The 13,295-nt window shown below is 42.7% G+C and carries 12 protein-coding genes; 4 read left to right on the forward strand and 8 right to left on the reverse strand.

The window, feature by feature from the left end; translation table 11 throughout:
• Positions 1–33: 33 nt before the first annotated feature.
• Both AACH28_RS10865 and AACH28_RS10870 read right to left on the reverse strand, forming a co-directional pair.
• Entirely contained in the window at positions 34–1,017 is a 984-nt protein-coding gene (locus tag AACH28_RS10865; RefSeq protein ID WP_286767918.1) for a transposase, read from the reverse strand.
• Positions 1,010–1,363, reverse strand: coding sequence for a transposase (locus AACH28_RS10870; RefSeq protein WP_286767917.1), 354 nt, complete (start codon positions 1,361–1,363; stop codon positions 1,010–1,012). Before AACH28_RS10870 ends, AACH28_RS10865 begins: the two co-directional genes overlap by 8 nt.
• Positions 1,364–1,551: 188 nt before the next feature.
• On the opposite strand from AACH28_RS10870, the gene AACH28_RS10875 reads away from it, so the two are divergent.
• Genes AACH28_RS10875 through AACH28_RS10890 form a run of 4 tightly spaced genes read left to right on the forward strand, consistent with a single transcriptional unit; the run spans position 1,552 to position 3,820 of the window.
• On the forward strand, positions 1,552–1,896 hold the full coding sequence (locus AACH28_RS10875) for a PadR family transcriptional regulator (protein WP_070564875.1): 345 nt from the start codon (positions 1,552–1,554) through the stop codon (positions 1,894–1,896).
• Positions 1,897–1,945: 49 nt separating this feature from the next.
• Positions 1,946–2,185 carry a hypothetical protein gene (locus AACH28_RS10880; RefSeq protein ID WP_341832940.1) on the forward strand — a complete coding sequence of 80 codons (240 nt, stop codon included), beginning with the start codon at positions 1,946–1,948 and terminating at the stop codon, positions 2,183–2,185.
• 52 nt (positions 2,186–2,237) lie between these two features.
• A complete protein-coding gene (locus tag AACH28_RS10885) occupies positions 2,238–2,504 on the forward strand; it encodes a hypothetical protein (RefSeq protein ID WP_341832941.1) in 267 nt (88 codons plus the stop codon).
• Positions 2,501–3,820, forward strand: coding sequence for a serine hydrolase domain-containing protein (locus tag AACH28_RS10890; RefSeq protein WP_341832942.1), 1,320 nt, complete (start codon positions 2,501–2,503; stop codon positions 3,818–3,820). Before AACH28_RS10885 ends, AACH28_RS10890 begins: the two co-directional genes overlap by 4 nt.
• Before the next feature lie 184 nt (positions 3,821–4,004).
• On the opposite strand, the gene AACH28_RS10895 is transcribed toward AACH28_RS10890, so the two are convergent.
• The 6 genes from AACH28_RS10895 to AACH28_RS10920 form a co-directional block, all read right to left on the reverse strand.
• Entirely contained in the window at positions 4,005–5,273 is a 1,269-nt protein-coding gene (locus AACH28_RS10895; protein WP_070564865.1) for a family 16 glycosylhydrolase, read from the reverse strand.
• Positions 5,274–5,446: 173 nt separating this feature from the next.
• Positions 5,447–6,604, reverse strand: coding sequence for an exo-alpha-sialidase (locus AACH28_RS10900; RefSeq protein ID WP_286752428.1), 1,158 nt, complete (start codon positions 6,602–6,604; stop codon positions 5,447–5,449).
• Between the two features lie 67 nt (positions 6,605–6,671).
• Entirely contained in the window at positions 6,672–8,660 is a 1,989-nt protein-coding gene (locus tag AACH28_RS10905; protein WP_341832943.1) for a family 20 glycosylhydrolase, read from the reverse strand.
• Between the two features lie 6 nt (positions 8,661–8,666).
• Positions 8,667–9,884: an AGE family epimerase/isomerase gene (locus tag AACH28_RS10910; protein WP_112373674.1), complete on the reverse strand. Its 1,218-nt coding sequence runs from the start codon at positions 9,882–9,884 to the stop codon at positions 8,667–8,669.
• Positions 9,885–9,916: 32 nt separating this feature from the next.
• Complete coding sequence (locus tag AACH28_RS10915) at positions 9,917–12,022, reverse strand: GDSL-type esterase/lipase family protein (RefSeq protein ID WP_341832944.1); 2,106 nt, start codon at positions 12,020–12,022, stop codon at positions 9,917–9,919.
• A gap of 34 nt (positions 12,023–12,056) precedes the next feature.
• Positions 12,057–13,292, reverse strand: coding sequence for an MFS transporter (locus AACH28_RS10920; RefSeq protein WP_341832945.1), 1,236 nt, complete (start codon positions 13,290–13,292; stop codon positions 12,057–12,059).
• Positions 13,293–13,295 lie beyond the last annotated feature (3 nt).

Genomic DNA, 13,295 nt, shown 5'->3' on the forward strand with positions numbered 1-13,295 from the left:
GGATCATACCGAAAGTTTGGGGGGTAATCATTTTTAAGCATACAATTTCATCACTCTGTACAGGAAGAATGTTGTATCCCTTACTCCACGGAAGACGCTCCTGAAAGCTTTGAGTTTTGCATTGAAGGACTCTGCGGATGCATTGGTGCTTCTATTGTCGAAGTAGTGGAGAATGTATTGATGATGTGCTGCAATGGATCTTGCGACACTCTCGAATGAAGCAATACCCGCGTTCTCAACCTGGTTGTGCCACAGTCCTAACTTTGTGAAAGCAACTTTTTTATCCCTGCATTTATTGAAGATGTCACCTAAGGCAACTCCAAGATCATAAGCCTGTTTTAGCTTGGGAAACCTGATGAACAGCAGTTCTGCACGGCGTTTTTGGCTTTCCGACCATCGACTTGGATGCTTGAACAGGAGGTGTCTCGACCTAGCTAATAGCTGTTTGAGCGTATCACCATTAGGCAACAACTCGGGGTCATATGGGATACCCCGTTTTCGCGATTCCATTATTTTTTTGCTTTCTGCATCTAAGACTTCCCATCGGTATTTGATACGGAGTTCCTGAACAGCATCATAAGCAAGTTTTTGTACATGAAACCGATCGATAACCCTTCTGGCATTTCTGAAACACCTACGGATAGCCTTTGCCATATTGGGGGCCATATCCATCGTTACTTCCCTAACTTTGTTCCTTAGTTTAAGTGGAATGCGCTCTAATACAGCAATAATATCTTCCGCCTTTGTCCCTCTTATGGTAGCCAATATGGTTCCCTTCCTGCCCTTTGCTGATTTACTGCTTACGATCGTGTAAAGTTCACCGTTGCTAAAGCTGGTCTCATCGATGCTCAGGTGTTCCGATATGTTATCAGGAAAAAGGGTCCATTGCTCTGCGTGTGGCTTTTGGTCCCAGTCCTGGAAGTCACTGAGATGGTTCTTGTATTGATCCTGTAGTTGCTTACCGTCCATTTGGAAGAACAGACCTACCAATTGGGCGCTTACAGGATGATTATCCAAATATCTTCTTTAAAAAAAGCCCGAATTCCGTAGTCATTCGAGCACCCTCACGCACCAGATTCCAATCTCTTGTGATGATCTCTCCGGTATCCAGGACCGTCCAGCGACGACGGCGGATATGTAGCGTAACTTTCTGGCCTCGAATGGGAAAGTCTGAAATCTCAGTGGAAGGCATGAAGCCCTTTGACTCCAACTTGCTGTTCTGATAGCCTGTCGGAGCAATATTAAGCTCATCTAAATAAATGTGGAGCTGATTGTCAACCTGATCGACTTCTAAAATCTGAAAGTATTCCAATAGCCCTTCGGGCATCAATAGGGACAGTAATTTACGTTCGGCTTCTTGCAAGGGATATCTGTATTAAGGATGCTAAACTAAGAAATTTTTGACATTCCCCCCAAGAATTCAGCTTGATCCACATCAAATCCACTTCCCCATTCTTTTTTTAATTAGGACACTTTCCTTCATTAAAAGGTATATTAAAAATTTAAAACAATACATTGTATTACTATGTATTTTGTTAAATATTTACTTCCATGAACAAAGAATTTATTGACAAATGGATTTCACAGCTAAAAAAAGGAAGTCTTTCTTTTGTTGTATTAGGTATTCTTGCCTATGATCAGGAATACTATGGCTACGATCTTATCCAGGAGGTCAAGAAGAAAACGGCCATTGATATTGCTGAAGGAACATTATACCCCTTATTGATCCGTTTAAAAAACGAAGGCCTGGTCGAATCGAACTGGGTGCCTCAGGAAACTGGGATTCCAAGAAAATATTATAAAATAACAAAGGAAGGCCAAAGTACTTTCTTAGAGATGAGAACGTACTGGACAAGCTTAAACCAACATTTAACCACTTTGACGCATGCATTATAACCAGATACCCTTTACAAATAGATCCTCAGCTCAGCTATATCAAGACTACATGTCAACAGCGACTGCTCTTGTAAAAAAATTAGCCTTGGAGCAAAGACAGGATATCTTATGTGAAATCAATAGCCACATATTTGAGGCATTGCAACAGCAGCTTCCCCCACAATTAATCCATGACGCCATGCCTAGTCAGCTCCAAGAAATCTTAGATAAACTCGGGTTACCAGAGACTTTTATCAAGGAAATGATTTTGTCAACGTCCATTGCCCCCGTCAATAGAATCTCCTCGTAAATCCCTATCCTTATTACGAGTACCTATCATGCTCACACAAGGGATCATAAACATGATTTATTATATCATCTATACCCTGATGCTCATCGCCGTATTTCTCATCGTGGCCAAGTTTATTGATCCTCAGGGAGTCGGATTCTTCTATGCGCCCAACAAGTTTTTCATATTCGGCAAACTTATTTTACAGCACGAAGAAGCCCTACGTTACGAACAATTGGGCAATTATTTCATTCCGGCCTTTCTATTTATCATCAGTGGACTTTACTATTCCTCCACGTTAATTTTGAAACTCAAAAAATCTATTCCCCATAAATTATGAAAAGAACCACAGTGTTATTGTTCCTCTTAGGAACCCTATCAAGCCCCATTCTCAAAGCCCAGGAATTCACACCTGTTCGCATGGATAGTCTCATGTCCGTCATGGACAAAAATAACGTCTGGATGGGCAGTATTGCGATCAGCAAAGGTGATCAATTGCTTTATCAAAAGACAATTGGATATGCCGATCTGGCGCAGAAAAAGAAAGCGACCATAGATACCCGTTATGGCATAGGCTCGATCTCCAAAACATTCACCGCAACACTTGTTCTAAAAACAGCTGAACTTGGAAAACTCCAATTAAATCAAACATTGTCCGTATACGTTAAGGGTATTCCCAACGCCGAAAAGATTACTGTTCGTCAATTGTTAAATCACAGCAGCGGAGTTCACAGCATCACGGACGACAAAGATTATTTGACATGGAACACTAAACCGCAAACAGAACAGGAACTTGTCGCACGCATCATCAAAGGCGGAGTTGAATTTGACCCCGGCAGCAAGCATGTATATAGTAATTCAAACTACATTCTACTTACTTATATTCTGGAAAAAGTATGGAAAAAAGACTATGCTTCTTTATTGAAAGAGTATATCTGCCAGCCACTAAAGTTGGAACAAACCACATTCGGCCATCCACAAAATAACGGCAGTGATCTGAGCGAATCTTATCGGTATACACAAGAATGGACCCTTGAACCACACACGGACAACTCAGTTCCGCTTGGTGCTGGCGCATTGTGGTCAACTCCGGCAGATCTGGGCAAATTTTTCAATGCATTATTTAGCCATAAAATCATCAATGCTGCAAGCCTGGAAGAGATGAAAAAAATAGATCAGGGCTATGGGATCGGCTTATTCCAATTGCCCTTCTATGAACATGTAGGCTTTGGCCACACAGGCGGTATAGACGGTTACTCTTCTGTCGCTGGCCATTTTGATGATGGCAATTATAATGTCGCTATCATTAGTAATGCCAACAATTATACTAATAATGAAATTTTAAAGTTCAGTCTGGGCGAACTTTATAAAAGGCCCTTTCCACTTCCTGATCTTGCGGAATTACAATTGACGGAGGAAGAAATTTCAAGTCTCATTGGCGAATATAAAAGCGAGCAACCTCCTATTCAGATAAATATTACGAGAGAGGGCAACAAGGTATTTGGACAGGTCGTTGGTCAATCTTCATTTCAGCTAAAAGCGAAGGATAGAAACACGCTGGTCCAACCGCAATTTGGTGTAAAGATCGTTTTTGAACGTAACGAAAACAAAATGACACTCTATCAAAATGGAAATACACTCGTTTTAAGGAAATAAGGAGATACTGCCGTTAACTACCGCAACGATTCATGGCCCTTATTCGGCATTATCTGACATTTTTCATTAGGCAGTTATGAAGTAATATCGACATCCTCCATGCGGACCGATGTCCTCATCATCACGCAGTATCGCTAAAAGAGCAGTGGTTGAACTAAACCACTGCTCTTTCAACTAAGGTGTTTTACAGTTTTTCTAAATAGAAATCATCACCATACACAGTACCGCTCAAGGGTTTATAGAAGTAGACCGTAGCCGTAGTATTATTGGCGCCAGTTGTAAAAGTAACCGAAGCATTGGAATAGCTGGTCGTACCAATAGTCGCATTGACTGCAGTTCCACCAAAGTTTTTGACGCCGATACTAACAGACTGGCCAGCTGTAGACACTTTGGCGTAGCCACCGAACCGATAGGTCGTATTTGGCGTTAAACCGGTCAGGTATTGTTCAATGGATGTCTCCCCGCCCGTTTCGCGGATGCATCTGCTTCCTGTCCGGGCGTCGGTGGAAACGACCGATGATCCGCCACCCCATGTTGTCCATGGATAGATGGTACCACTTTCGAAATCGCCATTGCTAAATAAAGGTAGCTTATACACACGTACATAATCAACCTGCATACTAAAGGGCAGGTCAGCATTTGTGATCGCTCCTGGCCATCCAGCTCCACCGGCCTGATTTAAAATCAGATAAAAAGGTACGTCAAATGGCCATTGTTGCGTTCCGCCACCAGAAACCCTTGCGTAGGTATATTGCAATACATTGTTGACGTAAAATCGAATGTCGTTTGGACTCCAGATCATCGTATATAAGTTGTAATCTGTCGTATTATAAGTGGCCGCTTTTGAAGCGGTGCTTCCACCATTTGCATTGGTAACCGAGCTATTATGGATCGTATGATACATCACACTTTCGTTGTTGACATGCTCCATAATATCAATTTCACCACAGGCTGGCCAGCCTCCATACGCCGTAGCCGGTTCGGGCATCATCCAAATCGCAGGCCAGGAGCCTCTTCCTTGTGTAAATTTAGCCCTCACTTCAACTTTACCATAAGTCATACTAAATTTTCCCATCGACTTAACTCCACCCGCATGATAGGCAACAGGATCTCCGGCTACAACAGCATTATCCATACGCAATACAAGATTGCTCCCGTCTTGGGATGCATAAGCCGGCAGGGAGGTCATATACTTATTCCATGCGACAGTGCCCCTGTCTGCATAAGACCATTTTGTGGAATCAAATCCCCCGTTACTATTAAACTCGTCCGACCAGATCAGTTCGTAATCTGTTGTCGCTACGGCAGTAGCATTGAATAGCTTAGTCGAGGCCTTCGCCTTACTGACTTCCGGAATCGAAGTTTTTGTTGTTGTCGAGTCTTTTTTGCAGGCAAAAATAGACAGACTAGTTGCGATTAGGCTCAACACCAGCCAAAATTTGGTTTTTCTCATTTAGTTTTGGATTATTGGTTTTAATTAAGTTTATAGCGTTATTTGACAGCCTGTGGAGCAAGCTGCATTAGAAACGAAGATTCATTTTTTTCTTTCATTTCTTCCTTCCTGTTTTAACCAAAAGGAAGAAATGAAAGAAAATGTGTATTATTTCGATAACACGATGTGCCTGATTATTTAAAATTTACTGGCAGAAAGACAATTTTGCTGTAATTCTCTTTTTCAAATAGAACACCGAGTTTATTTTTATTTAAAAGTACTAAATCGGAATAAGCAGCATAATCCCCTTTCACACCTTCGGGAGCTTTGGCAACGACCTGATTGAAATACCATGTTTTGCCCTGATCTTTACTTAAACGAACGGTTAGATTGTCCCTTCTATGGGTTGATGCAGCATTACAAACAGCCAATACATATTTCCCTTTCTTTTGCCAGGAAAGTACCGAGCCCTGGTTGACTGGATCGGCCAGATTTTTATCATAATAGGTTGTATCCCAACTGACACCACCATCACTGGAATAGGACACAATCCTCGATTTTACGTTACCTTGTTGATTACGGGAATTCATATACAGTCCTGTATGCGATATTTGCGCGGCCATGGTTTCATTTGATCCTTCAAATTTCACGCTCGCCCCTATCTTGAAGGTCTTTCCATGATCGTCCGAGTAATACGAATGCGCAAAATAGTCCTTGCCATTTTCTTTTGGATTTCCTTCAGAATGGTTAGCAGGAATATAAATGCGTCCTTTATACTTACCAGAATCAAATTGTAAAGCATGCCCAGGTGTATTCGCATAGGTTCGCCAATCGTCCTTAAAGGTATATTGCGCATTCACTGACGGTTGATTGGGGCGATGTGTCTCGAGCGTAATATTCTGTGGCTTGGACCATGTTTTACCGCCATCGGATGAACTAATTGACCAACATTCCCGCAGGCCATTCCCTTTGCGCACTTCTCCCTCATGATTATTCCCCGTATTGTAAAAAAGTAAGAGACGTCCTTGAGGATATGCTGGATCCAATAGATCAACTACAGGTGCCGGATTTCCGACCTGTAAATTATCGTTGTCCACAGCGACTTGCAATGGCCCCCAGGTCTTTCCATTATCCTTACTGGTTTTATAAACAATATCCACATTACCAAAATCGCCAGCATGATCCACCCGACCTTCGGCAAAAGCAATTAACTGCCCATTTTTATCCTTTACAATGGCAGGTATGCGATAGCTTTTATAGCCCTCTTCGCCTGAAACAAACACATTCACTTCCTGTGCATGGCAGATACTGGCTAACATTGCAAATACCACCATTGTTCCTAATTTCTTCATATCGATATAAGTTTATTGTTACTTTTCTTTAAAATTTCATCTGCATTCATGCATTGTGATATACGATTTACTGCTCCCTTTCAATCGGGAGGCAGGTAAACATCCATTTTAGTGGATTTTGCCAGTCTTTCCCTTGTAATTTCCCCACGGGCAGTTTGACTACAATGGTATTCCAGCCCTTGCGCAATTGAATCATCGTAGGACTTCGGTAACTGTATCCCTCATCAATTAAGGGGACTTCCAAGTCTCCCCTTTTACCCGCCTGTTGCCAATCTGGCGGAAGCACTTTATGTCCATTGACCCAAAGTGTGCTCATTCGATCGTCCCAGGTCCCCAAATGTGGTGAATCACTGGCATACGAACGCGAGAGATCATTAAAACCGATCCAAAAACCTTGGTTGCCCCCTTTTTCACTCCACACTTTGCTCAGGGCATACACGGTACTATTTTCAAGTGGACGGTCAATCGCCCCTTTAACAACATCAGCCCACCAATGGCGCAATACAATAGTACCTCCGTAAAACTCGCCGATCTTTTTCAAAGCGTTAAAATCTCCTGTAGCTTCATTTTTTAAGGCCATACCCAGATCGCCTTTATTTTCCACAGGCCCGTATAATATCCATTTTTGCCTACTTTGTTGGTGGTAGGGAAAGATAAGACCATTAAAATACAGTTGTTTATGTGTAAGTAAACGCTTTTCAAATTCGACAAAATCAGCCAATCCTTTCACATCCGTTTTGATATTACTACGCCATGCAAAATCCCCTCCCCCTCGCCAGCTGCGCTCCGCAAATGTCAATAAAGCGGGGTAAACTCCATTTTGACGAAATAGATCGTTTTCATTCTTCACCGCGCGATCGGGCCATGAACATAGCGTCGCACCCATTAACTTTTCATTTTCTGAAGACTGTCCGCCCAACTGCCTATAGAACAAGGTCGTCACCGTTTCTAAAGGATCCATATGATTGATGTACAAGTGCTTTGAATCAATGACTTCAAAAGGCGAATCATTGGTAATAGCTTTTGGGCCACCCATCCAAAGCTGCCGGATTGTGTTTGGTTGCAAATTGCCGCCGGGTTCCCAACCAATAGTTTTTAGACCCAAATCCTCCGTCCATGTTGTCATCATCGGTAAAAATTCTTGATTATGAATTTTCACCTCATCCCCCCCAATATGCAGATAAGGTAGTCCCGGATAAGTGTTTGCAAATTCCTTAACCAGTTCCTTGAGGATAGCTATGCCGCTATCGCTCTGCATATCAGTTTTAAAATAACGGCGAAATGCTGCTGAATGTCCCGGCATATCAATTTCGGGTACAAGTTGGATATGCCGATCACGACAATACCGAATTAGTTCTTGCATTTCCTCAACGGTATAATACTTTCCCTTCCAACGCTCCATATTCGTCGAGTCGGTCAAACCGGGATATTTTTTGCTGATCAGTCGCCAAGCAATATCCTCAGTGAAATGAAAGTGAAAAATATTCAGTTTATAGCGCGCCATGATATCGATCTGCTCTTTTAGCACATCCATTGACTGAAAATTTCGTCCGACGTCTACCAAGTAACCGCGCCAGCGAAAGGAAGGATAATCGGTAATGGAGCAATAGGGCAACTTGCCATCACTGCCTCTGAGTTGACCCAGAGTTTGTAAGGCATAAAAAACACCGGCACTCGTTCTGGCTTCGATCTGTATTCCCTGTTCATCTACGTCGATCCGATAAGCCTCCAATGATGCCGAAGGTAAAACCAATTCGTGATCACAAACAATGGTGATATTTTTATTCTTGAAGTTGTCGAAAATAACCTGAGTTACATTCCAATCTTTCAACAAGAGGCTTAACATCTGCCTATCAGCATTTTCAACCTCCCCTTTGATATGCACATGGACAAGATCCGGCAAACAATAACGCCCTGTTTTCCAGCTCACAGCATGGGGCATAGGAAGCAAAGGAGGTTTGATTGAATCCGGTAGACAGCATAAAGGACTGATTAAAATAAGAATAACCAGCAGACCGGATAGCAATGTACATGTAATGGACTTTTGGTGCTCCATAATCTTCTACTTAAGGGAATTAAATTCCTTTAAAGTTTGCATACAATACCATTCTTGGCGAGGGAGATGGAAAGGACCTTTAAACAAATTCCCTTTTGCGGTTTGGGCAATCTTCCCATCACGATGGAGGTAACCATACCACTCACCATTGATTTTATCGTGAAAATGATCATAGGCATACTGATTGATCTGCTGATGCCAATTTTTATATTTCTCATTCCCAGTCATCAGGTAAGCGAGTAATGTTGCGATAATCGTTTCATTCTGCGGCCACCAAAATTTCATATCTTGCCAATATTCTTGTACTGGCTTTCCATAGACATCTCGAAAATAGAGTATACCACCATATTCTTTATCCCAGCCCCGTTCCCACATATAATCCAACATACGACAGCCTAGATCAATCAAATGCGGATCGTTTCCCCGGGATCTAGCTTCATGTAGGATAAACCAAGCTCCTTCGATAGCATGTCCGGGATTGAGTGTACGACCGTCAATATGATCGACAATTTCACCTTCAGGTCCTACTTGTTCCATCACGCAGCGAATATCGTCCTTAACAAAATCACGTTCAATCTGTGCGATACAATCACTGATGACACGATCACAACGCGGATCCCCAATGGTCTCACGAATCTGCTGTGCCGTATTGATCATAATCATCGGCACACCTATTCCCTTCATTGGCCTTGTGGCTTCATACTTTGGTTCGATCAATTTTTCTCCATTTGCATACGCGAGGCAAATTCCCAACAGATGTCGTGCTTCATCTGCTATCTCCTCGTCTCCAGTCGCTTTTGCATAGGCTGCAAAGGCGATTGCCGCGAAAGTCTCCGAAAAGAAATAGCGACGCATACGAATAGGATCGCCTAGGCGGTCAACATGAAAATACATTTTTCCATTAGCGTCAAAACAATGCTCTTTCAAAAATTCATAGCCGATTCGGGCTCCTTCCAGCCATTCCTCTTTTTGTTCAACCGTATTGTAAAGTGTGGCCAGCAACCAGCATGCCCTTCCCTGTATCCATACGGCTTTATCGGTATCTATCAAAGTCCCATCCTGATCGCGCATGAACAAATATCCGCCATATTCATGGTCAATGGACCGGGGAAACCAAAATGGTACAGTGTCTTTTAAAAGCTGATCACGATAGAATACTTCCAAATCCTTCAAGTAATCCCTGTCTATTATTTTTGCGGTATCTTTTATACTTATCTGTTTCATGTGTTTTACTACTTACATCAATTCATTTCTATTTATTGAATCGTCAAAGCGAAAGTGGATACCGGTGTTCCAATTTCATTTTGAAGATTTGCTCTACTGAATGGTTCGAATCCATACAGGATTTTGGTGATTTGGAAATTCGGTTTAACGATCTCGATGGTATTATCTGATAGGATATTTGCGTTTACATTGAAAATCCGTCCTTTATTGTCCATCAGCTGAAACCCTCTTACCGCTGTATTTTCCTGAGTTTTTAATTTTTTACATTGATCAAATATCAATACCAGCTTATCCTCATGAAATGCACAACTGACCGGCTCAGGATGATCGGCATTCAGTTCAACGTTATAAAAGTGTTTCTGCACTAAATTTGCCAAGCGCTGGCCTACTGTAATCTTTTCACGGGGATGTACATCCAAAGAATCACCTACATCGAGCGTTACGGCCATGTATGTACCTTTAATACCCTTCTCCAATAAGCGTTGTGCGTTTCTAAAATCTCCCCATGAAGGCCTGTCTATACTGGAGAGCTGCGCGAAGAAAAAGGGCAGTTCTTGGTGAAAATTCTTCCGCCAGGAAGAAACCAATGTTTTAAAAAGACGTTCATAAAGTTCTATATTATGCGCATTGCTTTCACCTTGATACCACAGTATTCCTTTCAACCCGGTGTTTAACCATTTGCTGACGCCAGCTTCAAAATTGTAAGCTGGTTGATACGGATGACGTTGATTTTTCACGTTCGAACCAGCGAGATTCTGACCCGCACGTTCCCGACAGAACTCCTGCACAAAATCAGATTTTTGCCAGTTATGAATATAAGAAGCCAGCAAATCATCGTTTTCCAATGATTTACGGTCAATCCACGATTCGGTATTGGATCCACCGACAGACAGATCAATAATGCCAATAGGAATATGTTGCTCATTGGCAATCTGTTCGGCAAATGAATAAGCAACTGCAGAGAACTGTGCTGCTTCATCTTCAGCCGCTTGCCTCCAGCTGCCGTTGAAATAGGCCAAATCGTTTACTTCCCTTAAGGTTACGGTATCCCATGCAACTGCATTGGTCTCCACAAGGTTGCGGCACTTAAAAAGGCGCAGATTGTGTAGTCTACCGGCATTTCTGATCAACGGATCGCTGTTTGCGGCACGGCGAAGTTGAAAAGCCATATTCGATTGTCCCGAAGCGAGATATACATCGCCAAAAAGAATATTTTTCAACACTATTTTCTCTCTGCCGGAACTTACTTCGATGTCATAAGATCCCCCAGCCTCCATTTTGGGCAACTTGATTTCCCAGGAACCATCAGGATTGACCTTAGTCTTATAGCTTTTCTTATTGAAAACAATGTTGATCTCAGCGGCAGCAGTGCCCTTACCAAAGATGCTATTCTCCCAATTACGCTGGAGCACCATATCCGAACCGATGGTTTCGGCCACTTGTAGTTTTTGGCTAAGAGGTACCAGTGCATTAGCCACCTGTCTCGCAATCATTGTTGCTCCTTGCTTATTTGGATGCAAGTAGTCGTCGAAAAGATCTATTCGATACCGAAGCGGGGTGTTGAGATCAATCAGTCCGACTTGATTATTTTGAGCAATCTGAGGAATCAATTCCTGAATCTGGTTGTACCAATCGCGGGTTCCTGAGAGAAAACGCGGATGACCGCTAAAGATAGGCGTCAATCGACAGATGTAAATTTGCATTTTGGGATTAACGGATCGTATGGAATCAATCAAATCCGCGTAATCTGATGCAAAGGAGTATTTATAATTTGGCCAGTTTCTCGGATCGGTATCATTGAGTCCCAAATGTATAATGGCAACATCGGGTTTAAAATCCAAGGCCTTCTTGTATTCCTCTGTTTTAAAATAAGGTCTATGCCCCTTACGTAAAAGAGTGGCTCCTGAATGGCCAAAATTCCGTACTTCAAACCGCCGGCCCAACAATGACTGAAGCTGCCCTGGATAAGAATCCAGCCTAGGATTGCCGAGGCCATAACCAAAGGTTACGGAGTTACCAATACAAGCTACCTTTGTCCGGGGCTGTCCCAAGGAAATTAAGATGGAAAGGATCAAACAAAAAAGTAGGCCTCCTTTTTTTGAAATACTGATAAGCATTATGTGGATGAAGGGTTTCATATTCATGATCTATTCATTCAGGATATAGCTGCGGTTACTTTTCCAGTGTTTTCGGTTTAAGAAATACGATTTGCAAGAGAAGTGCTAACAGTACCGCAGCCCCCAATAATGCAAAGCCTAACCCAAAATGGCCTTCATCCTTAAATCTTCCCAGCCATTGTGTGATGACAGCTCCAGCAAATACACCTACCATATTCATAAAGCCATAAGCGGTTGCCCGCAAATTTTTGGGAACAACCTGACAAAGAATAGGCATATTGTTGGCATCGAAAATACCAAAGCCAATTCCAAAACAGACTGCAGCCCCCACAACTGCAGGTAGGGTCTGACCTAACCCTAAAAACAATAAAGCCGGTATAGTCAGTCCAAGGCCAATGGCACTGGTATAGATGCGACCGCGGATATGTTTTTGCACCCATCGGTCACTGAGTATTCCGCCGACGATAACCCCGATAAAGGATGAGATCGCAATTGTGATTGTCGACAATGGACCTGCACTGGCCATTGGAATATTTAGGCTATCTGCAAACAATGTTGGCAGCCAATTTTTGATGGCCCAACCCGGTAAGCTTGGAGCGGCGAAATAAAACAATAGAATCCAGAATGCTACATTGGAAAATAGCAGCAGTAAGCTTTTAGAGAGGGGTAATTGATCTTCTGAAGTACGCTCATCAGTTGACGGTCCGTGCTTCTTCTCCAGGAGCAAGACTGCAAGTAGGAGGGCATAACATATTCCGATAATTCCAAACCAATGAAAAGCGGTATGCCATCCTTTTGAAGCGGCTAATGTTGCACCAAAACCGCCCAAAGCCTGCCCCGTATAGAGTCCTGTCATATGTAGCCCAATGGCCAGCGATCGATTTTTTCCAGTATGGTAATCGGCGATCAAGGAAAGGGCTGTCGGGATATACAGCGCTTCACTAAACCCCATAATAGCCCGTAGTACCAATAGTGTTGTGTAATCGTGCGCCATCCCCATACCATAAGTTACCGCTGACCAAACAAAAAGACTGCCTACGATCAGCCATTTTCTATTGCTACGATCGGCAACGATACCCGCTATCGGACTCATAAGACCATAGATGTAAAGAAATACGGCCATCAATACACCAAAAGTCTCAGCACGCTGCAATTGTGGAATATCGACCTGCATGGCTTCACGCATAGTTGATAGCATCTGCCGGTCCATATAATTCAGCAGGGCTACCCCCCAAAGGAGTGCTACAACGAGCCACGGGTAAAAAGATTTATATCGTAAAGAAGAGATCATCTT

This window comes from Sphingobacterium thalpophilum, from assembly GCF_038396785.1.
GTDB lineage: Bacteria > Bacteroidota > Bacteroidia > Sphingobacteriales > Sphingobacteriaceae > Sphingobacterium > Sphingobacterium thalpophilum_A.